30 protein-coding genes are annotated in these 25,553 nt (G+C 43.7%); 29 read left to right on the top strand and 1 reads right to left on the bottom strand.

Features of this window, described 5'->3' with window-relative positions; genetic code table 11:
* The first annotated feature begins 38 nt into the window (after positions 1 to 38).
* From BM210_RS05245 to BM210_RS05120, 26 genes are all read left to right on the top strand, one after another.
* Positions 39 to 449, top strand: coding sequence for an Asp23/Gls24 family envelope stress response protein (locus BM210_RS05245; protein ID WP_091165273.1), 411 nt, complete (start codon positions 39 to 41; stop codon positions 447 to 449).
* An 88-nt stretch (positions 450 to 537) separates the two neighbouring features.
* Positions 538 to 1,098 carry an alkaline shock response membrane anchor protein AmaP gene (amaP, locus tag BM210_RS05240; protein ID WP_091165271.1) on the top strand — a complete coding sequence of 187 codons (561 nt, stop codon included), beginning with the start codon at positions 538 to 540 and terminating at the stop codon, positions 1,096 to 1,098.
* A gap of 14 nt (positions 1,099 to 1,112) precedes the next feature.
* Entirely contained in the window at positions 1,113 to 1,352 is a 240-nt protein-coding gene (locus BM210_RS05235; protein WP_091165269.1) for a DUF2273 domain-containing protein, read from the top strand.
* Between the two features lie 98 nt (positions 1,353 to 1,450).
* Positions 1,451 to 1,903: a transcription antitermination factor NusB gene (nusB, locus tag BM210_RS05230; RefSeq protein WP_091165266.1), complete on the top strand. Its 453-nt coding sequence runs from the start codon at positions 1,451 to 1,453 to the stop codon at positions 1,901 to 1,903.
* A 23-nt stretch (positions 1,904 to 1,926) separates the two neighbouring features.
* Positions 1,927 to 2,793, top strand: a complete 867-nt coding sequence (gene folD, locus BM210_RS05225) for a bifunctional methylenetetrahydrofolate dehydrogenase/methenyltetrahydrofolate cyclohydrolase FolD (RefSeq protein ID WP_091165264.1) — start codon at positions 1,927 to 1,929, stop codon at positions 2,791 to 2,793.
* 5 nt (positions 2,794 to 2,798) lie between these two features.
* Complete coding sequence (gene xseA, locus BM210_RS05220) at positions 2,799 to 4,175, top strand: exodeoxyribonuclease VII large subunit (protein ID WP_091165262.1); 1,377 nt, start codon at positions 2,799 to 2,801, stop codon at positions 4,173 to 4,175.
* Positions 4,150 to 4,404: an exodeoxyribonuclease VII small subunit gene (xseB, locus tag BM210_RS05215; protein ID WP_091165259.1), complete on the top strand. Its 255-nt coding sequence runs from the start codon at positions 4,150 to 4,152 to the stop codon at positions 4,402 to 4,404. Before xseA ends, xseB begins: the two co-directional genes overlap by 26 nt.
* Before the next feature lies 1 nt (position 4,405).
* Positions 4,406 to 5,311, top strand: coding sequence for a polyprenyl synthetase family protein (locus tag BM210_RS05210; RefSeq protein ID WP_091165257.1), 906 nt, complete (start codon positions 4,406 to 4,408; stop codon positions 5,309 to 5,311).
* A 201-nt stretch (positions 5,312 to 5,512) separates the two neighbouring features.
* Entirely contained in the window at positions 5,513 to 7,399 is a 1,887-nt protein-coding gene (gene dxs, locus BM210_RS05205; RefSeq protein ID WP_091165254.1) for a 1-deoxy-D-xylulose-5-phosphate synthase, read from the top strand.
* A 33-nt stretch (positions 7,400 to 7,432) separates the two neighbouring features.
* The gene (locus tag BM210_RS05200; RefSeq protein WP_091165251.1) at positions 7,433 to 8,269 is read left to right on the top strand and encodes a TlyA family RNA methyltransferase; all 837 of its coding nucleotides are present in this window, start codon (positions 7,433 to 7,435) and stop codon (positions 8,267 to 8,269) included.
* A 23-nt stretch (positions 8,270 to 8,292) separates the two neighbouring features.
* Positions 8,293 to 8,808 (top strand): hypothetical protein, encoded by a 516-nt coding sequence (locus tag BM210_RS05195; protein WP_256223248.1) that lies wholly within the window; start codon positions 8,293 to 8,295, stop codon positions 8,806 to 8,808.
* Positions 8,809 to 8,810: 2 nt separating this feature from the next.
* Entirely contained in the window at positions 8,811 to 9,260 is a 450-nt protein-coding gene (gene ahrC / locus BM210_RS05190; RefSeq protein ID WP_091165249.1) for a transcriptional regulator AhrC/ArgR, read from the top strand.
* 15 nt (positions 9,261 to 9,275) lie between these two features.
* Positions 9,276 to 10,970 carry a DNA repair protein RecN gene (gene recN / locus BM210_RS05185; RefSeq protein WP_091165246.1) on the top strand — a complete coding sequence of 565 codons (1,695 nt, stop codon included), beginning with the start codon at positions 9,276 to 9,278 and terminating at the stop codon, positions 10,968 to 10,970.
* A 123-nt stretch (positions 10,971 to 11,093) separates the two neighbouring features.
* The gene (gene spoIVB / locus BM210_RS05180) at positions 11,094 to 12,425 is read left to right on the top strand and encodes a SpoIVB peptidase (RefSeq protein WP_091165244.1); all 1,332 of its coding nucleotides are present in this window, start codon (positions 11,094 to 11,096) and stop codon (positions 12,423 to 12,425) included.
* A 206-nt stretch (positions 12,426 to 12,631) separates the two neighbouring features.
* Positions 12,632 to 13,435, top strand: a complete 804-nt coding sequence (spo0A, locus tag BM210_RS05175) for a sporulation transcription factor Spo0A (protein WP_091165241.1) — start codon at positions 12,632 to 12,634, stop codon at positions 13,433 to 13,435.
* A gap of 311 nt (positions 13,436 to 13,746) precedes the next feature.
* Positions 13,747 to 14,436 carry a YHYH domain-containing protein gene (locus BM210_RS05170; RefSeq protein WP_091165239.1) on the top strand — a complete coding sequence of 230 codons (690 nt, stop codon included), beginning with the start codon at positions 13,747 to 13,749 and terminating at the stop codon, positions 14,434 to 14,436.
* Positions 14,437 to 14,828: 392 nt separating this feature from the next.
* Positions 14,829 to 15,023, top strand: coding sequence for a transcription initiation factor TFIIIB (locus BM210_RS05165; RefSeq protein WP_091165237.1), 195 nt, complete (start codon positions 14,829 to 14,831; stop codon positions 15,021 to 15,023).
* A gap of 88 nt (positions 15,024 to 15,111) precedes the next feature.
* Positions 15,112 to 16,017: an ATP-dependent DNA ligase gene (locus BM210_RS05160; RefSeq protein WP_091165235.1), complete on the top strand. Its 906-nt coding sequence runs from the start codon at positions 15,112 to 15,114 to the stop codon at positions 16,015 to 16,017.
* Positions 16,018 to 16,116: 99 nt separating this feature from the next.
* On the top strand, positions 16,117 to 16,764 hold the full coding sequence (locus BM210_RS05155) for a YqiA/YcfP family alpha/beta fold hydrolase (RefSeq protein WP_177237634.1): 648 nt from the start codon (positions 16,117 to 16,119) through the stop codon (positions 16,762 to 16,764).
* A gap of 61 nt (positions 16,765 to 16,825) precedes the next feature.
* Positions 16,826 to 17,281 (top strand): GNAT family N-acetyltransferase, encoded by a 456-nt coding sequence (locus BM210_RS05150; RefSeq protein WP_091165230.1) that lies wholly within the window; start codon positions 16,826 to 16,828, stop codon positions 17,279 to 17,281.
* Positions 17,274 to 17,576 (top strand): hypothetical protein, encoded by a 303-nt coding sequence (locus BM210_RS05145; RefSeq protein ID WP_091165228.1) that lies wholly within the window; start codon positions 17,274 to 17,276, stop codon positions 17,574 to 17,576. The genes BM210_RS05150 and BM210_RS05145 overlap by 8 nt, the downstream gene beginning before the upstream one ends.
* A gap of 23 nt (positions 17,577 to 17,599) precedes the next feature.
* Positions 17,600 to 18,022 carry a GNAT family N-acetyltransferase gene (locus BM210_RS05140; protein ID WP_091165227.1) on the top strand — a complete coding sequence of 141 codons (423 nt, stop codon included), beginning with the start codon at positions 17,600 to 17,602 and terminating at the stop codon, positions 18,020 to 18,022.
* Positions 18,023 to 18,186: 164 nt separating this feature from the next.
* Positions 18,187 to 18,462 (top strand): hypothetical protein, encoded by a 276-nt coding sequence (locus BM210_RS05135; RefSeq protein ID WP_091165224.1) that lies wholly within the window; start codon positions 18,187 to 18,189, stop codon positions 18,460 to 18,462.
* 178 nt (positions 18,463 to 18,640) lie between these two features.
* On the top strand, positions 18,641 to 19,705 hold the full coding sequence (steA, locus tag BM210_RS05130; RefSeq protein ID WP_091165221.1) for a putative cytokinetic ring protein SteA: 1,065 nt from the start codon (positions 18,641 to 18,643) through the stop codon (positions 19,703 to 19,705).
* Positions 19,693 to 20,448, top strand: coding sequence for a glycosyltransferase family 2 protein (locus BM210_RS05125; protein WP_091165217.1), 756 nt, complete (start codon positions 19,693 to 19,695; stop codon positions 20,446 to 20,448). The genes steA and BM210_RS05125 overlap by 13 nt, the downstream gene beginning before the upstream one ends.
* Positions 20,418 to 21,371, top strand: a complete 954-nt coding sequence (locus BM210_RS05120) for a hypothetical protein (protein WP_143100993.1) — start codon at positions 20,418 to 20,420, stop codon at positions 21,369 to 21,371. Before BM210_RS05125 ends, BM210_RS05120 begins: the two co-directional genes overlap by 31 nt.
* Before the next feature lie 54 nt (positions 21,372 to 21,425).
* On the opposite strand, the gene BM210_RS05115 is transcribed toward BM210_RS05120, so the two are convergent.
* Complete coding sequence (locus tag BM210_RS05115) at positions 21,426 to 21,695, bottom strand: DUF2627 domain-containing protein (protein WP_091165213.1); 270 nt, start codon at positions 21,693 to 21,695, stop codon at positions 21,426 to 21,428.
* Positions 21,696 to 21,924: 229 nt separating this feature from the next.
* Between BM210_RS05115 and lpdA the strand changes: the two genes are divergently transcribed.
* From lpdA to BM210_RS05100, 3 genes are all read left to right on the top strand, one after another.
* On the top strand, positions 21,925 to 23,346 hold the full coding sequence (gene lpdA, locus BM210_RS05110) for a dihydrolipoyl dehydrogenase (RefSeq protein WP_091165211.1): 1,422 nt from the start codon (positions 21,925 to 21,927) through the stop codon (positions 23,344 to 23,346).
* Between the two features lie 92 nt (positions 23,347 to 23,438).
* Positions 23,439 to 24,452 carry a thiamine pyrophosphate-dependent dehydrogenase E1 component subunit alpha gene (locus tag BM210_RS05105; protein WP_091165209.1) on the top strand — a complete coding sequence of 338 codons (1,014 nt, stop codon included), beginning with the start codon at positions 23,439 to 23,441 and terminating at the stop codon, positions 24,450 to 24,452.
* Positions 24,452 to 25,432, top strand: coding sequence for an alpha-ketoacid dehydrogenase subunit beta (locus BM210_RS05100; protein WP_091165206.1), 981 nt, complete (start codon positions 24,452 to 24,454; stop codon positions 25,430 to 25,432). Before BM210_RS05105 ends, BM210_RS05100 begins: the two co-directional genes overlap by 1 nt.
* Positions 25,433 to 25,553 lie beyond the last annotated feature (121 nt).

Below are 25,553 nucleotides of genomic sequence, written 5' to 3'. Positions count from 1 at the left end.
CTTAGGAATCGGATTATAAAATTAGGAGGTCCCGAGTTATGAATATGATTGCTGCGGATTACGAAAAAACAGAAATGGGTACGATCCAAATTGCACCGGAAGTAATTGAAATTATTGCCGGAATGGCTACGATTGAGGTTCCGGGTGTTGCCGGAATGAGCGGCGGCTTTGCAGGCGGGATTGCCGAACTGCTCGGACGTAAAAATTTATCCAAAGGCGTTAAGGTTGAAGTGGGACAGCGTGAAGCAGCAGTCGATGTATCCATCGTGATCGAATTCGGTACGCGTATCCCTGAGGTTGCCGCTGGTGTGCAGCACAATGTCAAGAACGCTATCGAATCCATGACAGGTCTTAGTGTCAAGGAAGTCAATGTACACATTCATGATGTTATTTTTAAAGCTGTCGAAAAGGTGGAAGACGTAGAAGTGGTTCCACATCGAGTCAAGTAATTTCGTTTTGAAATGGTGAAAAAAACGATTTGAAAACCCCCTTCAAGCTGTAAGGGGGTTTGCTCTCATTCGGAAGGAGTCCGGTTTTGTGGTAAAAGTGATAGATAGACTGCTTCTCTTCGTACTCAGCGTCGTTGTTCTGATCGTAGGCTGCACGGTATTATTTTCTGCTTTGGGTTGGATTCCTTTCGATAAAGCTAAAAATTTTGCCAGTGATGTATACTTTGATTTGCATACGGCATTAACCTTTATATCCTTGACAGTCGTGATTATGCTGATCAGTATTCGTTTACTGATTGTGTCTCTGCCGCGAAGCAGTGCGGTAGTGCCATCGATAGATCAAAGGACCGATTTTGGTGAAATTCGGATCTCGATGGAAACGGTCGAAAATTTATCTTTAAAGGCAGCACAGCGTACACGCGGTGTGAAGGATTTAAAGGCTCGGGTGAAGGTAAGCCCGGCAGGTCTGGAGATTATTATTAGAGCGATCGTAGACGGTGAAACCTCAATTCCGCAATTGACCGAAGAGATGCAATCAGGAGTCAAAAAGCATATCGAAGATATAACAGGAATTCCGGTTGCAGTTGTTACCGTATTTATCGCCAACATTCAACAATCAACACCTACATTTAAAAGTCGGGTAGAGTAGAGGTGGGTTCTTCCATGTGGAATGGGCTATGGGAACTGCTGTGGGAACGGCATCGCGGGAAAACCTTGGGGTCAGCCGGTGGCGTACTATTGGGACTCATCTATTTAATTTGCGGATTGTGGGATATGTTAATTTTCACCCTAATCGTATATACTTGTTATCATATAGGGAATCGAGTAGAGCGGGGCGAGCCCGCCATTCCCGTTGAAACGACGTGGCGCTGGATCATGGACAAATGGAGATTGTTTAGATGAAATCCCTGGTTCTTGCCAAGGATTTTTTTGTATGGTTGTACTAGCTGACGCTTAAGACGAGCTTCCTATAGGAAGCCTTTAGAAAGGAAATAACCCGAATGAGAAGAAGATTGGCAAGAGAGCTAGCGCTCCAAAGCCTGTATCAGGTTGAAATGAACACGGTGAGTGTGATTGAGGCGATCACTCATGTTGTAGAAGAAGCACAAAACGATGATGAGTCTGAATTGATCAAAACGAAAGATACCATTGCTGAAGAGGAAATCAAGGAGCTCGTCGATGGGACGCTTGCACATAAAGAGAGCATTGATGAGCTGCTAAATGACTATTTAAAGGGTTGGAAAATGGACAGGCTTTCCCGTGTTGACCGTGAAATATTGCGTCTGGCTTCATATGAAATGCTGTATCGCGATGATGTTCCACCCAAGGTTGTTGTTAATGAAGCGATTGAATTGTCTAAGCATTTTGGTACGGAGGAATCGGGTAAGTTCGTAAATGGCGTTCTGGGTAAAATGATCAAGGAACTGGATGAAATCAAGAGCAAACGTATATAAACGTTTAGGAAAGGGGACCAATCATGTCCGCACAAGTCATTAACGGAAAAGAAATCGTCAGCGCCTACCGTGCGCAAATTAAAGAGGAAGTCGCCACTTTGACAGCTAAGGGTGTACAGCCAGGACTGGCTGTTATTATTGTGGGCGAAGATCCCGCTTCTCAGGTTTATGTACGTAACAAAGCGAAAGCATGTGAGGAAGCAGGCATTTACTCCGAGGTTCATAAGCTAGCAAGCAGCACTTCAGAAGCTGATGTGTTGGCTTTGATCAAGCAGTTGAATCATAATCCGCGTATTCATGGCATTCTGGTACAATCTCCCCTTCCTAAACATATTTCCGAGGATAAAATCGTTGAGGCGATAGCTATCGAGAAGGATGCAGATTGCTTCCATCCTGTTAATGTAGGTAATTTAATGATTGGTAAAGAAGGTCCCGCTCCTTGTACGCCAGCAGGTGTTATTGCCATTCTGAAACATATCGGCGTTGATATCGCTGGTAAACATGCGGTGGTTATAGGAAGAAGCAACATCGTAGGCAAACCTATGGCTATCCTAATGCTCAGAGAGCATGCAACGGTAACCATATGTCATTCCAAAACAGCTAATATGGAAGAGATCACACGTCAGGCAGATATATTAATCGCGGCAGTTGGCAAACCGAAAATGGTCAAGAAGCAGCATGTAAAACCAGGTGCTGTTGTTATTGATGTGGGTATTAATCGCCTGGATACAGGCAAGCTGGCAGGAGATGTCGACTTCGATGACGTTCTGGATACAGCAAGCTATATTACTCCGGTTCCGGGCTGTGTAGGACCGATGACCATTACCATTTTACTAAGAAATACGCTTGATGCGGCTGCGAGAACCTTACAGTCCCAAGTGAACGGATAAGCAATATGAAAGAAAAAAAAGTTCTTTCGATCAAAGACCTTAATCGATATATCAAAATGCGTCTCGAAAGTGACAATACCCTGCAGGACGTATGGGTCCGCGGGGAAATTTCCAATTTCACACATCATTCCAGCGGTCATATGTACTTTACACTTAAGGATGCGGACAGCAGATTGAAAAGTATCATGTTCGCCTCTAGCAATCAGAGACTCGGATTCATCCCGCGTGAAGGCACCAAGGTATTGGCCTGCGGAAATATTTCCGTGTATGAACGTGATGGACAATACCAATTCTATGTATCTCAAATGCAGCCGGATGGTATCGGAAGTCTTTACTTGGCTTTTGAACAGCTGAAGAAGAAGCTGGCGGAAGAAGGACTGTTTGCAGTTGAACGCAAGCAATCGATTCCGCGTTTTCCGAAGGCGATTGGTGTGATTACTTCGCCAACTGGGGCGGCTGTCCGTGATATTATGATTACGCTTAAGCGTCGCTATCCGAATGTGCCAATTCTGCTCTATCCTGTGCTTGTACAGGGGACGCAGGCAGCGCCCTCGATTGTGAAGGCTATCGAGGCGATGAATGCAAGGAATGAAGTCGATGTCCTGATCGTCGGAAGAGGAGGAGGCTCTCTGGAGGAGCTTTGGGCCTTTAATGAAGAGGCGGTGGCCCGATCGATCTATGCGTCACTTATACCGATTATATCTGCCGTAGGTCATGAGACGGATTTTACCATTGCCGATTTTGTAGCGGATCTCAGGGCGGCTACACCAACAGCCGCGGCGGAACTTGCGGTTCCTCATCATTTGGAGCTCAGGCAGCAGCTTGGTTTTTATAATCAAAGACTTCATGGCGGCTTGTCTAATCAGTTGGAGCGAGGTCGTGAGCGTCTACGTAGAGCGCAACGGTCACCCATTTTTCTAAATCCCCGCAGACAGCTGCTTGTTCAGCCTATGGAGCGTTTGGATCGGACGAAGGAGCAGCTTGCCTACAAAATGCGCAGACGTCTGACCAAGCTGCAGGAGCGTCAGCTTAAGCTGGATAAGCTCTTGTCAACGTATAATCCGAAGGAGCAGGTTCTATTTGCCAAGCGGCGTCTGGGCTCAACCGTACGTCAATTGCAGCAAGCGATTCAGACAACCAAAAGCCAAAAGCGACAGGTGCTAGTCAGTGCCATCCGCCAACTGGATGCCCTTAGTCCTTTAAAGGTGATGCAGCGGGGCTACAGTCTTGTCTATGATGAAACTCAAAAGCAGCTTATCAAATCCATCCAGCAGGTACAGATCGGCGACGTGCTGAAGCTTAGATTGACGGATGGGCAAGTGGATTGCCATGTGTGGTCAATGGAGGGGAAAGAAAATGTCAAAACAGGAAACAACGCCTAGCTTTGAAGAGGCGATGGATAAATTAGAGCAAATCGTAGCACTTCTTGAGAGCGGGGATGTTCCTTTGGAACAGGCGATTGAGCTGTTTCAAGAAGGCATGAAGCTGTCACAATTGTGCGGGAGCAAGCTGGAGCAGGTAGAGCACAAGATTGAAATATTGATGGAGCAAGAGGGCGGGCTGGTCAAAAAGCCATTCAATCCAGGAGCAGAAGAAAAGGGTGGGGCTTAACATGAGCACCGAAATGACGATAAAGCAATACTTGGAGCAAAAAGTCGAGCTGATAGAAGCAGAATTGCTCGAATCGATTCCGGGCATATGGAATATTCCAGAGACATTGAGAGAATCGATGATGTATTCATTGATGGCAGGTGGCAAACGCCTCCGTCCTATTTTGATGTTGGCTGCTGTAGAAGCACTGAATGGCAGCACGGAGTCTGCAATTCCAGTTGCTTGTGCAGTTGAAATGATTCACACCTATTCACTTATACATGATGATTTACCTGCGATGGATAATGATGATTACCGCCGCGGCAAACTGACGAACCATAAGGTGTATGGTGAAGCGATGGCTGTTTTGTCTGGCGATGCGCTGCTGACCCATGCTTTTTATTCGGTTGTTCAGGCTTATCGAATTTATGAGGTGCCAGCTGAACAAGTACTGGAAATTGTTGAGGATTTGTCCAGGCTGGCAGGCGCACCCGGCATGGTAGGCGGCCAAGTAGCAGATATGCAGGGAGAACAGGGCTTAACTCGCTTGGAGGAACTCGAATATATTCATACTCACAAGACAAGCGATTTAATCGTGTTTTCTTTGAAAGCTGGAGGTCATTTGGCAGGCGCCAATCCGAAACAGCTGCAAGCATTGGAGAAATTCGGTTATAATATCGGTCTGGCTTTTCAAATTCAGGATGATATTCTCGATTTGGTCGGGGATGAGAAGAAACTGGGCAAGCCGGTCAAAAGTGATGAGAAGCAGCAAAAAGTTACTTATCCTTATTTTGTAGGCATTGAAGCCTCACAAGCCAAAATGAATGAGCTCGTTGAACAAGGCAAGCAGGCGATCATAAATGCTGGGTTCCCATATTCAGCAAGACTTTTGGAGCTTGCTGATTTTATTGTGCAAAGAGACAGATGATCTTAATAGAGGGTGTTCGAAAAATTGACTTTTTGAACACGCACTTCAGGCTGTATATTCCGTATGATCTTACAATTGAGCACCTATCATCAACTATGCTATAATAAATCATACGTTTAGTGGGATAGATTGCTTATTCACTCCTGCGGTTGGGGTGTTTGTTATACGCAACAGTCCAAACAGGAAAGCGGGGGAACAAGCGTGCTGCTAGAACATATCAATCAACCACAAGACTTGAAGCACCTGACGATAGAACAATTAGAAATGCTTGCTGAGGAAACGAGGCAGTTTTTAGTTGAAAAGCTTTCGTTAACTGGTGGTCATCTTTCTTCTAATCTGGGAGTTGTCGAACTGACGATAGCTCTTCATTATCTATACAATAGCCCTACAGACAAGTTTATTTTTGATGTGGGACATCAATCCTATGTGCATAAAATGTTTACTGGACGTATGGATCAGTTTGATACCTTACGTAAATACAAAGGATTGTGTGGTTTTGTCAAGCGCTCGGAAAGCGAGCATGACGTCTGGGAGGCTGGACACAGCAGTACTTCCCTATCAGCAGCCATGGGCATGGCAGTAGCCCGTGATCTGAAAGGTGAGGATAACAAGATCATCGCCATTATCGGGGACGGTGCTCTGACTGGTGGTATGGCTTTTGAAGCCATGAATCACATTGGCCACGAGAAGAAGAACATGATGGTTATCTTGAACGACAATGAAATGTCGATAGCTCCTAATGTAGGTGCGATGCATAATTATTTAGGCAAAATTCGTTCCGATAAGAATTATGTAAAAGCAAAAGAAGAAGTCGAATATTTATTGAAGAAAATCCCGGCAATCGGCGGGACGCTGGCTAAGACTATGGAAAAGCTGAAAGACAGCTTGAAATATATGCTGGTATCCGGAGTCATCTTTGAGGAATTGGGATTTACCTATCTGGGACCGGTGGACGGACACAATCTTCCACTGCTGCTGGAAACCTTGAAGCAAGCAGAAAAGGTTGAAGGTCCGGTTATGGTGCATGTGTTGACACTAAAAGGAAAAGGCTATCTGCCAGCAGAAGCAGATTCCTTTACTTGGCATGGAGTTAGACCTTATAAGGTTGAATCCGGTAAAATGCTAAAGGCAGTTGGTCATCCCATGTATACGGATGTTTTTGGGAATACGCTGATTGAGCTGGCTGAGCAGGATTTAAGAATTATGGCTGTTACTCCTGCGATGCCGGGTGGCTCAGGCTTGTTGAAATTCGCAGCTCAATTTCCAAAACGGATGATTGATGTTGGAATTGCAGAACAGCACGCGGCTACTTTCTGTGCAGGACTGGCAAGTGAAGGTATGAAGCCTGTATTTGCCGTATACTCTACATTTTTGCAAAGAGCCTATGATCAGGTTGTTCATGATATATGCCGTGCCAATCTTAATGTTATATTTGCAATTGATCGCGCAGGTTTTGTTGGAGATGATGGTGAAACCCACCATGGTGTGTACGACATAGCTTATTTGCGCAGTATTCCAAATATGGTGCTAATGATGCCTAAGGATGAAAATGAGCTGCGGCACATGCTTAAAACCGCAGTTGACTACGACGAAGGTCCTATCGCTGTTCGTTACCCTCGGGCTAATGGACTCGGCGTACCTATGGATGAGCCGTTAAAAGCGATTCCTATCGGTACCTGGGAAGTGCTAAGACCGGGAGACAGTGCGGTTGTGCTGGCAGTAGGACCTATGATTGCTATTGCACTTGAAGCTGCAGAGCAGCTAAACAAGGACGGGTTACAGCTTCGGGTCGTTAACGCACGGTTTATCAAGCCTATGGATGAAGCTATGCTGCTTCAGATCTCCAAGGAGAACTTACCTATCATTACATTGGAGGAAGGCGCGCAAATGGGCGGCTTCGGCAGTGGAGTGCTCGAGTTTTATGCGAATCAAAATCGCCATGGTCTGCAAATCAAAATCCTCGGCGTTCCCGATTATTTTGTCGAGCATGGATCGGTAAAGGAACAGCGTCAGGAAGTAGGACTTACTGCAGAACGGCTTGTATCCGAGGTAAAAGCATTAATGCCGCGCAAACGGCAGCATGCTTGAATCATCTCGGCAGAAAGTGGGAATAACTTCAGCATGGCAGCAGATAAAGAACGATTAGATATATTACTTGTGGAGCAAGGCTTTTTCCTGACACGGGAAAAAGCAAAAGCGTCCATTATGGCTGGACTTGTTCAGGTGGATGAGGAGCCGATCGATAAGGCAGGCACGAAGGTGCATAGAAGCTCCAGAATCCTTGTTAAAGGTGCGATCCATCCCTATGTAAGTAGAGGCGGATTGAAACTGGAAAAGGCTTTAAAGCTGTTTAATATCGATCTGAATGGCGTTACCATGCTGGATATTGGAGCCTCCACCGGTGGCTTTACCGATTGTGCACTGCAGCATGGAGCAGCTTATGTGTATGCAGTGGATGTCGGCTATAATCAATTGGATTGGTCCATGCGCAGTCATCCCCAGGTGAAGGTGATGGAACGAACCAATTTTCGTTTTATGAAGCCAGAGGATTTAGTTGGGCCGCAGCCTGCCTTTGCTTCGATTGATGTCTCTTTTATTTCCTTAAAGCTCATCCTGCCCCCGTTAAAAAGCATTTTATCTGAGCATGGTTCGGTAGTTGCTTTGATCAAGCCGCAGTTTGAGGCGGGGCGTGAGAAGGTTCCCAAGACAGGGGTTGTGCGAGACCCGTCTGTGCATACGGAAGTGCTTCAAACTGTACTTGGGTTTGCGGAGGAAGCTGGATTTTATTTGCAGGGGCTTACCTTTTCTCCAATACGCGGTGGTGAGGGCAACGTTGAATTTCTCGCCTATTTTCAATCAGCAGCACCCGAATCAATCGTATCATCACAACTCAAAGACGAGTGGATTCAGCAAGTAGTCATCGATGCACAAAAGCTTCAAAACTCATCTGGCGGATGAGTTTTTTGTTTTTTTGGAGGATATTGGTTGAGATTTCTCGAATACTTACCATTGAGGTGAATGGGATGCAAAGTGGAGATGGCTTGGTCATCATTTTGATAATTCTTATAGCGGGTTTTTGGATATTCCTGTATATTCGCAATCGAATGAAGGGCACTATGGAAAGTGAGAGTGAAGGACTTACGCTTCCGGAGGAGACCCCTGTATCATCGGATGAAGTCACACGTTTGCTTGAGGAAAATGGATACAAGGTCATTAGCGGCAAACAACGTATTCCCATTCACATTACGATTAATGATGGGGAGCCCTTGCACAGCCGTTTGTTCATTGATTACTTTGTAGAGCAGGACGGTGTGTATTTTACCGTGAAGGTAGCCAAAGAACGCAAGCCTATGGAAACAACAGGCAGCTCCATACGTGATCATCTGCTTGCATTTCATTTATTGTATCCGCAAACTTCAGGAGTTCTTTATGTGGATCCGCAGCAGCATAGGATACAGTGTATCCGATTTCAAATAGACAACGAGGATGAGGTATAGAAATGAAAGGCCAACGACATATCAAAATACGCGAAATTATTGCGAATAATGAAGTTGAAACTCAGGATGAACTGGTTGATCGATTAAAAAGTGCAGGTTATGCAGTTACACAAGCGACGATTTCACGGGATATCAAGGAATTACATTTAATCAAGGTTCCATTGGATGATGGACGCTACAAATATTCGGTTCCAGCCGATCAGCGTTATAATCCCTTGCACCGCTTAAAAAGAGCCTTGAATGATCATTTTGTACATATCGATTATACGGATAATCTTGTGGTATTAAAAAGCCTTCCAGGAACGGCCAATGCCATTGGTTCCTTAATCGATAGCCTCGAGTGGCCAGAAATTATGGGAACAATCTGTGGCGATGATACCATATTGATGATTTGCCGCGGTAAAGAACAGAGCAGCAAGGTGGTAAATCAAATTTTATCCATGCTTAGCTAACAGGGAGAGATGACGATGCTGCTAGAAATGACAATACGCAACTTAGCTGTTATAGAATCGGTTCACCTTCACTTTCGTAAAGGGTTTCATGTCCTTACGGGTGAAACGGGAGCAGGTAAATCCATTATTATTGACGCTTTAACTCTAATAGCAGGTGGAAGAAGCTCTGCTGATTTGGTTCGATACGGGAGTGATAAGTCCTCCATTGAAGCTTTATTTCATATTGAGGCGGGCCACCCGGTGTGGACAACATTAGAGGAGCTCGGCATTGAAGCCGATTCCGAAGAGCACTTGATTATTCGTCGCGAAATCACAGCACAAGGTAAAAGCACAAGCCGCATTAATGGACAGATGGTTAATCTGGCTGGATTGAAATCCGTGGGAGCCTGGCTTGTGAACATACATGGTCAGCATGAGCATCAATCGTTGTTTGATGTAGATGAGCATATCAATTGGCTCGATTTATTTGGTGAGGTCGAGATCGGTCCTTTAAAAAGTGAGTATGGAAAAGCTTATCAAACCTATAGCGGTATTCGCAAAAGCTTGAAAGAGCTTGAGGAAACGAGCAAAAAATCGCTGCAGATGCTCGACCTGTATCGCTTTCAGGTTGAAGAAATCAGCTCAGCTCAATTAAAATTGGGCGAGGATGAATCATTACTTGAAGAAAAACGCATACTAGCGAATGCGGAAAAGTTGTACCAAAACGCTGCGGATTCTTACGATTCCTTAAGCGGGGCAGGCGCAGGACTTACAACAATAAGTAAAGTCATGCAAAAAATTGAGGATATTGCTACTTTGGATCCAGTGAAGCTGCAACCTGTTCTGGAGCAGGTCCAGAGTGCTTATTATCAGCTCGAAGACGCTGCTTACCAGCTGCGCGATTATCGGGATGACATTGAATTCAACCCAACAAGGCTTGAATTTATTGAACAGCGCTTACACACCATGGCATCCCTTCGGCGCAAATACGGAGAAAGTATTGCAGACATTCTTGAATATTTGAAAAAAGTTAAGCATGAGCTGGATATGATTGAAAATAAAGACGAAAAGCTGCAAGAGCTCCAAAAACAGGAGAACCAGGCCATTCAAATTTTGCGTAAGCACGCGAAGATTCTTTCGGAGAAGAGACAACAGGTAGCGGACAAGCTGGCTGGCGAAATTGTGGCTGAGCTTCGAGATCTCCATATGGAAAAAACACAATTTAAAGTCCAAATTAAATTCAATGAAGAGGCATGCAGTTTAAATGGTGCCGACGAAGTGGAGTTTCTAATTTCAGCAAATCCAGGCGAACCTTTACGCTCCTTGAGTAAAATCGCATCCGGTGGTGAAATCTCCAGAGTGATGCTTGCTTTAAAATCGATTTTTGCCCGAGTCGATCGTATCCCGGTGCTCGTATTTGATGAAGTGGATACCGGAGTAAGCGGACGTGCAGCACAAGCGATTGCAGAGAAAATGTCGCGGCTATCGCGTGATTGTCAAGTATTCTCTATTACACACCTTCCGCAAGTAGCCTGCATGGCCGATGCTCATTACCTTATTCACAAAACAAATGATGGTAAACGAACCTTTACCCATGTGGACGATTTATCTGCTGAAGGACGAATTCATGAATTGGCGCGTATGCTTGGTGGTGTAGAGGTCACCGGTACGACCTTGCAGCATGCTCAAGAAATGCTGGATTTGGCAGATGTCAAGAAAGGAAGTTTGTAGCCCCAAGTGTGGGATCATTTTCACTTATAAAACGAATGGTGTGGGGATACCTTAAGGGTACGCATTAAGCGGTGAGTCATTACGATTGCCGCTCGTGCACAGGAAGCAAGGGAGCGTGACACCATGAGTTCCAACCGGAGAAAAAGATTGATTGGATTGATGCTTATCTTCTTCGTTTGTCTGGGTAGCCTGTCCACACCCTTCCAAAGCTTTGCCTCATTTCCAGAAGAACTAAGGCTGTTCACAGGTCAGCAGGCCAGTCTTCAACTGGCGATGCCTGTTAGCGCCCAGGTGAGCGTGAATGATCCGGACATTGTGAAGGTTAATGGATCGACTAAGCACTCATTTCAAGTGGATCTTCATCATCCTATTTCTTTGGAATCTTACAAAGCAGGTCAGGCTGAGCTTACACTGAAGCTTTTTGGCAAGATTCCACTCAAAACCGTCAAGGTCAATGTTGTGCCTGACCTCAAGGTTATTCCTGGTGGACATACCATCGGAGTGAAGTTAAAGTCGGCAGGTGTTCTTGTTGTTGGTCATCATTTGGTGACGATAGCAGACGAAAAGAAGGTTTCACCTGGTGAGGATGCCCGCATCCAATTGGGCGATTTGATTGTCAAGCTGAATGGTAAACCCATTACCGATGTGTCCAAGGTTTCCGAACTGGTAACTGAAGCAGGTGAAAGTAAGAAGCCTATTGTCTTGACGGTGAAGCGAAATAATGAAGTTCTCGAACTGAGCATGCAGCCAGCATACGATGTTGTGGATAAAACGTATCGACTGGGCTTGTATATCCGCGACTCAGCGGCTGGGGTAGGGACTCTGACTTTCTATGCACCGGATCAAGGGGTATATGGAGCACTAGGGCATGTCATCACTGACATGGATACTCAAACACCAATTGCAGTCGGTACAGGAGAGATTGTTCATTCCAATGTGACCTCGATTTCCAAAAGCCAAAATGGTGAACCCGGAGAAAAAAGGGCACAGTTTTCCAAGGAAAGTAAGGTGCTAGGTAACATCGAAAAAAACACGTCTTTCGGAATTTTTGGTCAAATGAGTGAGCTGCCCGATCACAGCTTTTCCAAAGAAGCCTTGCCCGTCGCTTTTTCAGAAGAAGTAAAGGAAGGGCCCGCCCAGATCTACACGGTTGTAAGTGGGCAAAAGGTGGAGAAATTCGATATTGAAGTGATGCATGTTACGAAACAGGAATTCCCAGCAACAAAAGGTATGGTAATTAAAGTCACGGATCCGCGTCTTCTTGAAAAAACCGGTGGTATTGTACAAGGAATGAGCGGTAGTCCCATTATTCAAAACGGTAAAGTCATTGGTGCGGTTACTCATGTGTTTGTCAATGACCCAACTAGCGGTTATGGATGCTTTATTGAATGGATGCTGCAGGACGCAGGGATCATGCTTCGGCAGACCGTAAATGAAACGATGAAAGCCTCATAAAGTTCTCCCTCAAGGGGGAACTTGTTTTTTTAGCTAAACGTGTCGAACAATTAGCTTTCTTGAAACAAAATATTAATTATATGATAAATACAAAAAAAAATCCAGAAAAATAAATTTCGACAGAAGGAATTTTATTTATCATGTCGAAAGTATACTAAAGAACAATTAAACATCCATCTTTACCCATTTTGAAGGAGGAAGCTATTTTGCAAACGATTGAAGTATTGCTGGCTGACGACAACCGAGAATTTACTAACCTACTGTCTGAATATATTGATGAGCAGGACGATATGCATGTTTCGGGTATAGCATATAACGGCAATGATGTTCTTCGTTTGATCGAAGAAGGAAACCGGCTGCCTGATGTCCTTATTCTGGATATTATTATGCCGCACCTGGACGGATTGGGCGTACTGGAAAAGCTGCGTGATATGAATTTGAATCCGCAACCCAAGATCATCATGTTGACAGCCTTCGGTCAAGAAAACATTACGCAAAAGGCAGTTCAATTGGGTGCATCTTATTACATACTAAAGCCGTTTGATATGGAAATATTGACGAGTCGAATTCGTCAGCTTGTCACTAATAACCAAAGCAATTCAGTTACTTCCTCCACCACAAGCACAAGAGCCAACATTGTGCAGCTTCCCAAAGGCAAAAACCTCGACGCCAACATTACAACCATTATTCACGAAATTGGTGTTCCCGCTCATATCAAAGGCTATCAGTACCTGCGTGAAGCCATCACGATCATCTATAATAATATTGAAATATTAGGTGCCATCACAAAAACCCTCTACCCACAAATTGCCGAAAAATACAAAACAACACCCAGCCGCGTAGAACGTGCCATCCGCCACGCGATTGAGGTCGCTTGGACGCGCGGCAACATCGACAGCATTTCACATCTGTTCGGATATACGATTAATATCTCGAAATCGAAGCCGACGAATAGTGAGTTTATTGCGATGGTTGCGGATAAACTCAGAATCGAGCATAAGGTGTCTTGAAAGGGTAAGGAGTAAGGTATGGTAAGGAATTGCGTGTAATGGATATATATTCCATATAGTATATGAAAACCGATAAACTTGTTTTGAACCCTATAAACTATTCCCATCTCACCCGATAAATCAAAATGATTTATTGGGTTTTTATTTGGAAAATTTGAGAGGGAGGAATTAACTAAATCAACGGAACCTTCAAATGAGAGAGCATCCCAATAATAGCGGTTGCTTTAACATTCAGAAACGATTGTATAAATAGTTATTATCTGGTAGGATAGCATAGGAAATAATTACTATGTATATAGGAGTGAATACCCATGAAAGTTGGGAGAATAATCATTTTAACATCAATACTTGCTCTCAGTATAGTTTCAACTTCATTTGCACATCCAGGTAGACTAGATTCGAATGGTGGTCATAATTGTTCTGCTGCATCAGTTAAAAAGGGATTGTGTACAGGATATCATTATCATAATGGAAGCGGAGGTAGTTCAAGCTCAGGTTCTAGTGGGTCTTCATCTTCTAGTAATTCAAGCTCTAAACCTGCATCTGCACCTCCGAAAGAAGTCGTTCCAGCTGGTCAATTGAAAGTTACCATTCCAGCTTATAAAGTATATGTCAATAATCAGCAAGTTTTTAGTAATACATCCAAATATCCAGTATTTGAATATAAGGATATTACTTACTTTCCAATGACATATAATTTCACACAAGCATTGGGCTTAGAAACAAATTGGGATGATGAAGTGGGGTTTTCCATTCGGAAGACAAGTAATAAAGCAGGTAAACTAAGTTTTGATAGCGGTGTTCCAACTGATAAGTTATACGCTAAAATGCCTGATTTCAATATCTTTGTAAATGATGACTGGCTTGACAATGGGAATGAGGAGTATCCGATTTTAGTCTTAAATGATGTAACTTACTTTCCTATGACTTGGAATTTTGCTGTTGAAGAATTTGGACTTACAACTAAATTGGAAAATAATGCTTTCTATATTTCCAAGTAAAACTTAATCATGTTGGTACAGGATGGCTTAAATTGTTGTTATATAACAATGTGCTTACAACAATTGATGCAGCTCCTATGATGGTTCAGGGTTCAACGATTATTCCTGTTGGTATCTCAATGAGATACCTTTTTTCTTTATCCTTCAGAGAAAATAAGAGGGTAACTCGTAAAGCTCCCATTTACTCTTGATCAGCTTGTTTAAAACGAGTTTTCCCTACTGAAATTGGTAATTCATTGTATAATAGAACTTAGAATAATTGCTTACTTGATTTAAGCCACAGAAACAATGATTTGACAATAAATATTGATGGTGCTTGAAGTGTCTGTGTTAGCCATCATCTTAGAACCAGTGAAGGATTAAAAAAAATTTACCAAACGAGGGATTGAATTATGGTTAATATGGAGACTCAATGTCCTAAATGTGGAGGCAAGGAAATAGGAAAAGGTAGGCAAGCTGGCTACGCAGTAGTTACCCCTGTAAAAGGTTTCTTTAAATTTGGTTCACCTATCATACATTCTATTTGTGTGAATTGTGGTTTTATTATAGAAAGTTATGTTGAAGATCCATCTAAATTTAATGAATAAAATAGCATTTCTACTTTTATAATTGTCATTTCTAACTAAGTTTTCTGAAAGATGAACATGGTTAGAATAGTGTAAGAGGTGAAACAAGATGCTTTTTACACCAATTAAACCAATGATCGTAAGCGTAGGCAGTGAGCCATTCGACGATGAAATGTTTATCTTTGAGCCAAAGTGGGATGGATGGAGAATACTTCTACATAAGCAAGGAGAACGAATAGAAGCATACACACGTAACGGCAACATCGTTACCGACAAGTTTCCAGAGTTAATGGAAGCGTCTAAGGCTATAAAAGCACATACGGCAGTTTTGGATTGTGAAGGTATTGTGCTGCGTGAGGGTAGACCTGTATTTGATGATTTCTCATATCGAGTCAGGCTAAGTAATTCATTAAGAATCAGAAATGCGGTACATACACATCCAGCAACATTTGTAGCATTTGATGTTTTATATACGGATCGTGAGCATTTGAAAGAGCCACTTATGACGCGGAAACAGCGGCTGCATGAAATGATCTCTGAAACATCTATTATAACGCCCACCATATATATCGAAGCGCAAGGTCAGGCTTTGTTTAATTTTACCAGAGATCGTGATATGGAAGGCATTGTGGCAAAGCGCAAGGAATCCAAGTACTATCCAGACACTACAAGCCCTGATTGGCTAAAAATAAAGCATTTCAAGACGATTGACGTTATTATACTGGGATACCGAACCCAACCGTTTGGACTTGTTATTGGATTGAATTTTAGGACTGTTCAAAATAAACCTGTAGGTGTTGTTGAGTATGGCTTTAAGCCATATGAAAAGGAAATGTTCCTGGAGTTGGCAAAGCAATTTCATAAGGTTAAAGATCAGAAAACACAATGGATGGAGCCACGTTTATGTTGTCGTATTGAATATCTCGAAAGATCTGATACACATCAATTAAGAACAACGGTGTTTCGTGGATTTTTGTTTGATAAGAAACCAGAGGATTGTATATGGAGCGTTTAAGAAAGTGAGCATTATATGGACAATTACAAAAACTGCAATATAGCTGGTATACCATGTGTACAAATAAACCCTTCAATCAAACCGAGGGGCACAGTTCTTTTGTATCATGGTTGGGTATCCAATATATATGATTATGTATTTTTTGCGTCATTGATAGCAAATTGGGGATATAAGGTTATTTTACCTGAATTGCCATATCATGGAGAACGGGGTAGACTCAACTATTTTGACACTTTAGTATTACAACAATATTTTTGGATTGTTGTTTTACAAGGTGTGAAGGAAGCAGAAGAAATAGTGTCTGAGTTATCCTTAACTGATGAGAATATCGGCATTGTGGGTCACTCAACAGGTGGTTTTATTGCCGCAAGTGTTTTTTCAAGAGTGTCCCGAGTACAGTCTGCGATAGTTATAAACGGCTCCTGTGCCTGGATTAAATGTGAGGAATTATTCCGTGAGATGGATGGAAGGAATTCTATGAGTTCAAATGAAAGGATTTTACTAGAAGAGTATGACCCTGCTCACCATTTAGATTTTAATGGTAATAGAGCTTTATTATTACTACATGGTAAGGAAGATACTACCATTCCTATTGAAAGCCAAAGATATTTTATGAATGCAATGATGCCTTATCACATATCCTCGGATTATCTACAATTAGTTGAATATTCTAAGGTGAACCATCAAATAACTCTTGGAATGCTAGAGAAATCAAAGGCGTGGCTATATAAACATCTAGGTAACTAATGGTATAGATAAGTTGAAAGTGCTGCAACCAAACGATTTATAGAAGGAGTGAATAACATACATGCATATACGGATTGCTGCAACATCTGACGCTTCGCAAATAGCTGAATTGTCAAATCAACTGGGCTATGTGGCTTCAGAAGATCAAATTATAGAACGTCTCATAAAACTATTGAAAGATGATGATAATGCTATATTCGTTATGGAAATAGATGGTATGGTTGCTGGCTGGGCTCATGTTCATGGAAGGCATCTAATCGAAAGCCCTGACTTCGCTGAAATTGGTGGATTGGTAGTCCATCACCAGCACAGGCGTAAGGGAATTGGTGAACAGCTTATGAGAAGCTGCGAAGAATGGGCAAAACAGAAGGAATATAATGTGGTGAGAGTGCGTTCAGGAGGGCATAGAGTTGAAGCGCATCAGTTTTATGAACGCATTGGTTATTCTAAAGTTAAATCACAAGAGGTCTTTAACCTAGATCTCCAAAGGTCCGGGTTGAGCAAAGACAATGGATAAACACGAACGGATTTTTATAGGAATATTAATTTCTATCGCATTGATTTGTTGGTGTCCATGGATGACAAACACATTTGCGCAATTTAGGGCAATAGGTTCATTTCAAGCAAGCCAAAAAGGTATTCTCGATGGTTGCGGTGTGAATTGTAAGGGTTGTGGAGTAATTGATACGAAAAAGGTTTTGTTTGGTTATTCAGTAACAGTTGAATATGCTTGTGGTTTATTACCAAAAGATTCACCAGAGTATCATAAGTCCACTGAAAAGTTTGTCTCTTTTATTGGAACCGTTCATTAAACGCTTATATTGGAGGTTGAGCGATGAAAGTCATCCTACAAAACGACTTATCAAATGTGAATTGGAACGAAGTTGATGAAATACTTCATTTGGTAGGTTGGACAAAACGTTCAAGTGAAACAACAAGAAAGGTATTTGAAGCCAGTCATTTAGTTGCAATTGCAACCATAAATAACCGTATAGTTGGTTTCGGCAGGGCGATTTCTGATGGTGTATTTAATGCGTCTGTTTGTGATGTTGTCGTACATCCAGAGTATCAAAAATTGGGCATAGGCAGAAAGATAATGGAAAACATTTTAGTTAATTTGAAAGAAATTTCGTGCGTTCAATTGATTGCAACAACAGGTAATGAAGATTTTTATCGTAAGTTAGGCTTAAAGAGAGTGAAAACATCGATGGCGCGCTATCTAAGTTATACATTAGATGGAGAATTCTTGCTGGATTAAGAAGAATTCAATAAAAAGAAGTACGCTTAACCAACCAAGGTAAGAATTTTGAAAGCATTGGGTACTTGCGTTCAGATAATCAACAGTATAGCATAGGAACTAAGCGTTTAATGTAGGAAAATGAAGCGCATTTGTACGTAAAACCCTGTAGACGGGAGAAAATAATGAAATTCGACTATTGTGAATTCGAAAATGAGTCTGAACAGTCTATAGAGATAGACATGGGTTGCCGGTTTGATGATGAGCCTGATGAGCTCTATGTTATTCAGATTATGTTTCATAAGGATGGAACATCATTAGGACTCAAGCTGCTTTTTAATGGACTCGACTGTAAGTATCAGTTTAAACCGGAGGAAAAATCCTCGATCATAGATTACATCCTGCATATAGTTCCAGATACGGCCTATAAGGATTGGTTTGAAGGCAGTTTGCATCTATAAAAGCTAATTAGTAACAACATAGGTAACAAGAGATAGTCTGGGTAAAGATATGTCCGTTAAGTAGGATACATATCACAATACCCGGGCTTTTTTTATAAAAAAACGGATTCATGCATGATATGGCGCGTTCTGACCCAAAATAGAGGGAACTAGAGCTAAAGAAGCGGAGTGCATGCCAATGGCAATTAGAAAAGGGGAACCTGTAACAGGCCATATTAAGGGGATTACACAAGTTGATAGACGAACAAAACAGCTTATGCGAAATATTGAGCCCGGCATGATAGCAGTGATTCACCATATGGATATGGATGAGCTGGCTGCTGAAGGATTGATCCGTGCTAACGTGAAATTAATCGTGAACGCGGGTCCTATAATGTCGGGTACAGTTCCCGTACGGGGGCCACTGCTGTTGCTAGACAAGGGTATAGCTATTGTTCAAATAGAGCCAATGTGGCTGCCCTATATCCCTAATCGCAGTGAGCTGCTATTAACAGAAGCCGGTATTGTCATTGAGAATCATGTGCTCCCTTGTGAACGATTTACTAAAGAGCAATGGTTTTTATATTATCACAAGGCGTTAAGCTGTATGCAAGAACAACTGAGTATTTTTATGGATAATACACTTACTTTTGCCGCTTTGGAAAAGGAGCGAATTCTGAAGCCGCTGCGCTGCAATGCCATGAAAACGAAGTTGGAAGGTCGTCCCGTACTTATCGTAATTCGCGGGGATCATTATATTGGTGACTTGAAGGCGCTTCATAGCTATATTCACAAGCATCATCCCGTGCTTATTGGAGTTGATGGGGGAGCGGATGCTTTACTAGATCAGGGTTATATGCCTGACCTTATTGTCGGAGACATGGATAGTGTGTCTGACTCAGCACTGCATTGCGGGGCCGAGCTGGTTGTACAAGCCTATTCAGATGGGACAGCACCGGGTATGGGCAGGCTGCTGGCATTGGGCCTTCATGCGATCACGCTTCCAGCCTGTGGAACGAGTGAGGATATGGCGCTTTTATTAGCCTATGATCACGATTGTGAATCCATTATAGCAGTCGGTACGCACAGCCATATGTTTGATTTTATGAAAAAGGGACGACTCGGTATGGGCAGTTCGATGCTTGTCCGAATCAAGGTTGGAAGCAAGCTGACTGACGCTAAAGGCTTTCACTGCTTAATCCCAGTTGAAAAAGAGCGCATCTGGCAGCGCTTGTATAGGAGGCTTCTGGGATGGGTGAAGTGACCAATCAGCACGTATATAAGGGGATTTCGATTATCGTGCCAGCTTGTAACGAAGAGAAACTCATCGGTGAAACGCTTCAAGCCATTCGTACTGGCATACGATTATGGACAAGCCGTCAGACGAATTCTGCATACGATTTCATTAGGGCGGAAACCGCTGAGATTATTGTTGTTGATGATGGAAGCAGCGATCACACCTACGATGCAGCCGCGCCGTGGGCAGATATCATCGTCACACATCCACGTTCTTATGGTAAAGGAGCAGCTCTGAATACAGGACTAAGAATGGCGAGAGGAAGTATTCTTGTGTTTCTGGATGCAGATTTGGGTTCATCAGCAGCAAGCTTTCCTGTGATTGTAGAGCCTGTCTGGGGGGATCAGGCGGATATGGTTATTGCCAGACTGCCTAAACCCGTCAAACTCGGAGGTTTCGGGATGGTCAAGCGTTTGGCGCAGCTAGGCGTGTATCAGTTGTCTGGATTTACTCCGACGGCTCCTTTGTCAGGTCAAAGAGCTGTTCGCAGTGATGTCATGAAGCAGATAGGACGTGTTGGTAAAGGCTTCGGAGTGGAAGTGGGTCTAACGATCGACGCTGTGAGGCTCGGGTACCGTATTCAGGAAAGGGAGGTGTCTTTCTCACATCGAGAAAGTGGTCGGGATCTGCGGGGCTGGCTGCATCGTGGACAGCAATTTTACGCGGTGGGTCGAACTCTTTGGGAACGTTACTGGTATCCGATATGCTGACAACGGTTTGGCTGTTGTTGTGGGTATCGCTGCTCTGGTGGCTGGGGCGTCGATGGCTGTCTATGATTAGGAGATTTATGATGAATCATGGAATGCTCCGGCCAAACTATAAAGGGCAAATAATTGCAACGGGCTGCGGGCTGCTTATTTGGCTGCTTGTATTAGTAAATACAATGATGATGAATGGGCTGGCAAGTTTTTTTCGTGGACAGAAGGAACTGACTGCCTTTAATCAGGTATCCTTTTTAAGCTATACCGCCGCGATGAGCGTGGTTGCGCTGGCGGGTTTTGCAGATGATGCTATCGGTGACAAGATGATAAAAGGGTTAAAGGGTCATTGGCTGCTCTGGAAGGAAAAGCAGATTTGCAGTACAGGTTTGTTAAAAGCCATTTTAACAGGAATAGCGGCTCTGCTTTTTGTCAGCGGATTGTCCAGCGACTCTTGGTGGCAACTTTGTGCTGACTTGATCTTACTCGGATTGATGACCAATGGAATTAATTTGTTGGATGTGCGTCCAGGTCGTGCGCTCAAAGGCTTCTTTATGATTACTGCTGCTGGGACGTTTGTCCAGCTGAGTGCAATCGCTATAAGTGGACAATTTCATATAGGTGAGCTTCTACAAACTGCAATGAAGCTAGCCCCTTATGTATTGCCTGTCTACATTGGTGCTGGTATACTGCTGGGACCGGACCTGCGGGCAGAACTCATGATTGGGGATGCAGGAGCGAATGTGCTTGGTTTTGCACTTGGCTGCTGGGTAGTCCTTGGATCAGCCTGGCAGCTGCAGGCTATTTTGATTGTATTGTTGCTGGTTCTGCATATAATGGCGTGGCGTTCCTCGGTTTCGCAATGGATTGAAGCCAATCGGCTGCTGCTCTGGTTCGATTTACTGGGTCGAAGTAAAGAGAAAGCCAGCAGATAAATGGAGCCATAGATAGGCGCTTACTAGTAATGGCTTATGCGATGTTTTCCTGGTTTAAGGGCGTTTGCGCTTAACCTTAAAACGTGGAGCGACATAATTGCGTTTGCGATCACGAAAAAAAGTCCATCCTCCGAGAAAAGCAACCCCAGCCAGAAACATAATTAAACCAAGCGTAAATTTTCCCCATAACATATGAGGGTTTGCCTCTATCGCCCCGAACTGAGCAAAAAAAGCATCTTTCATGGCCAGGAAGCCATAGGTAGCAATAAGGCCGGGAATGGCCAGCATTAATACTGCAATGAACCGGGATAGTGTAGTTTTCATAAGTGCTCCTTTGTCATATCCGAATTTGCGGATTGTGGAATTCCATTTCTTAAGGTAACATACTATCGGCAACAATTCATGTATGTTTCGTAAATTGTACTATATTTTCCACACTTATAAGAGTTACAATAGGATAAACATCAGGGAAGCTTACGCAGTAAGTTTTTTTGAAAACAAAGCAGATGTTACAAAAGAATACTACTTCGCAAACATTTTAGGAGGTTTTTACATGACGCAAGCTTTTGATATCGTTATCCTTGGAGGAGGGATGGGTGGATATATTGCCGCCATTCGGGCAGCTCAATTAGGAAAAACGGTCGCCGTCGTGGAACGGGAGAAGCTCGGAGGGACATGTCTGCATCGAGGCTGCATTCCAAGCAAAGCTCTTTTGCGCAGTGCAGAAATTTATGCAACGATGCAGGAAAGCGAGAAGTTTGGGATCGAAGCGGCTTCTGTGCAGCTGAATTTTCCTAAGGTTCAATCCCGCAAAGCAGGCATTGTTGAGCAAATGCATAAAGGTGTCCAGTATTTAATGAAAAAACATAACATACATGTTGTTTATGGAAACGGTAGAATTATTGGACCTTCCATTTTCTCACCTCGCAGTGGTTCGATTTCAGTTGAACAGGCGGACGGTGAAATCGTGACTCTTGTCCCGGACAAGCTTATTATTGCAACAGGCTCAAGGCCCCGTACACTTCCTGGTCTGGCTACAGACGGTAATCATATATTGAATAGTGATGACGCATTACAGATGGAGCAATTACCCGAATCGATGATTATTATCGGCGGCGGTGTTATTGGTATGGAATGGGCTTCGATGTTAAATGATTTTGGTGTTAAGGTTACTGTTGTTGAATATGCATCAAGGCTACTACCCACTGAGGACGCCGATGTGTCTAAGGAAATGGAGCGACTGCTGAAAAAGAGAGGCGTTCAAATCATCACAGACGCTGCTGTGCTTACGGAAACAGTCAAGGTGGAGTCTGGACATGCGAATCTTGAAGTCGAACGCAAGGGCGAGCACAGAGTACTTCAGGCGGATAAGGTATTGGTTTGTGTTGGTCGTCAGGCGAATATTGAGGGAATAGGCTTGGAAAATACGGATGTTAAGCTTGCTGGCGGCGTTATTCGTGTAAATGACAATCTGCAGACGGCTGAAGCACACATTTATGCAATTGGGGACTGCATCGGCGGTCTTCAGCTTGCACATGTGGCTGGACATGAAGGGATTAGGGCTGTAGAGCATGCAAGCGGCCAGAAGCCTCATCACCAAGAGGCCCATCAAGTGCCTCGTTGTATTTATACAAGACCAGAGGCAGCATCGATCGGCTGGACAGAAGCACAGGCTGTTGAAAAGGGGCATGAAGTGAAGATTGGTAAGTTCCCTTATTCCGTATTGGGAAAAGCTCTAGTACAGGGTGAGCAGGACGGTTTTGTGAAAGTAGTAGCTGATAAGCTGACGAACGATATACTAGGTGTGCATATGATTGGTGCCCATGTTACTGACTACATATCCGAGGCGGCCTTGGCTCAATTATTGAACGCTACGGCCTGGGAGGTTGGACAAACCATTCACCCACACCCGACCCTTTCCGAGGCTCTAGGCGAAGCTATGCTTGCAGTCGATGGACGAGCTATTAACATGTAACAATTGTTTTCATCATTGAAACGGTTTATAATATATATAGTGCCAAGTATTAGTACCTGGTATTAAGTTTATTGTGGAGAGGGGTTACGTCCATGTCCATCGGACAAATGATGAAGCACCGCAAGCTGGGATTATCAGATGAGCGCGCAGTTGAGATGTACACATATATGCAAAAAGCAAGAAAGTTTGATGAACGCGGCTTTTTATTGCAGCGGTCGGGTAAGATCGGGTTTCACGTTTCGGGTATTGGGCAAGAGGTTGCACAGGTTGCTGCCGCATTTGCTTTGGAGAAAGGCAAGGACTATTTTCTTCCTTACTACCGTGATTATGGATTTGTGCTTTCGATTGGAATGAGCTTGCGAGAATTGATGCTGTCTGTGTTTGCCAAGGCCGAGGACCCGAACAGCGGAGGACGCCAGATGCCGGGTCATTTTGGACATAAGAAGCTGAATATTGTGACGGGCTCAAGCCCTGTAACGACACAGGTTCCTCATGCGGTTGGTTTTGCTTTGGCTGCCAAAATGAAGAAGCAGGATTTTGTCGCTTTTGCTACCTTTGGTGAAGGATCAAGCAACCAGGGGGATTTTCATGAGGGCTGCAATTTTGCCGGTGTTCATAAGCTGCCCGCGATTTTTATGTGCGAAAACAATCAGTATGCCATTTCTGTTCCGCTGCATAAGCAAATTTCCGGGAGCATTGCTGAACGGGCTAACGGATACGGATTCCCAGGAGTCAAGGTTGACGGCAATGATGCGCTTGAGGTGTATCGAGTCATGAAGGAAGCGCGTGAGCGGGCTATTCGTGGCGATGGTCCTACTTTGATTGAGGCGGTTATGTACCGAATTTCACCGCACTCTACATCTGACGATGACATGTTGTATCGTTCGAAGGAAGAGGTCGATGAGAATCGGGCAAAGGATGGTATTCCGCTATATCGTAAATATTTGGTCGATTGCGGATTATGGAGTGATGAGCAAGAGGAAGAGCTAATGGAGAAGCTTAAGCTGGAAATAACCGATGCTACGCATTATGCAGATCAGGCTCCCTTTCCTTTACCTGAGGATACGCTGCGCCATGTGTATGCAGAAGAAGGGGAGGTGCTGTAATGGCAGTTATTACTTATTTGGAGGCCATACGCTCTGCCATGCAGGAAGAGATGGAACGGGACGAGAATGTATTCGTACTAGGCGAGGACGTTGGCAAGGGCGGCGTACTGAATGCTACCAAGGGTTTACGCGACAAATTTGGTGAAGAACGGGTAATGGATACACCTTTGGCAGAATCTGCGATTACGGGTGTCGCTATCGGTGCGGCAATGTACGGTATGAAGCCAATTGCTGAAATGCAGTTTGCCGACTTTATATTTCCTGCAACAAATCAAATTATTAGTGAAGCGGCACGTATTCGTTACCGGTCTAACAATGACTGGAATTGTCCCATTGTTATTCGTGCTCCTTATGGCGCTACAGGAGGCGGTGCTCTATATCATTCACAATGCCCAGAGTCGGTTTTTTTCGGAACACCTGGTTTAAAGATGGTAGCACCCTCTAACCCGTACGACGCGAAGGGACTCATGAAGGCGGCAATTCGAGACGCGGACCCGGTTCTATATTTTGAGCATAAAAAATGCTACCTTGGCATTACAGGAGAAGTTCCGGATGGAGACTACATCGTGGAAATCGGCAAAGCGGATGTCAAGCGGCAGGGTACTGATATTACGGTGATCTCCTACGGTATCACGGTGAATTATGCGCTGCAAGCGGCAGAAGAGCTTAGCAAGGAAGGCATTAGCGCACACATTTTGGATCTGCGGACACTTCAGCCTCTGGATAAGGAGGCAGTTCTTGAAGCAGCTGCTAAAACCGGTAAGGTATTGATTATTCATGAAGATAACAAAACAGGCGGCGTTGGTGCTGAAGTATCAGCAATCATTGCTGAAGAAATGCTGTTTGAGCTGGATGCTCCTATCCGTAGATTATGTGCTCCCGATGTACCGGCTGTTGGCATGAATCCCCCGATGGAAAAGTTTTACTTGCTTAGTTCGGATAAAATTAAGGATGCTATGCGGGAGCTTGCCTTATTTTAGGTTATGCTTACGAAGATAGTTTTCCTACGGAAAACCAAGTTTACGCTTACGATGAAGACTTTCTTAACAGAAAGTCAGCCCATGCTTACGAAGATAGTTTTCCTACGGAAAACTTAGTTTA

This window comes from Paenibacillus sp. 1_12, assembly GCF_900114475.1.
Lineage (GTDB): Bacteria > Bacillota > Bacilli > Paenibacillales > NBRC-103111 > Paenibacillus_S.
This window is presented reverse-complemented; position numbering and strand designations above follow the sequence as displayed.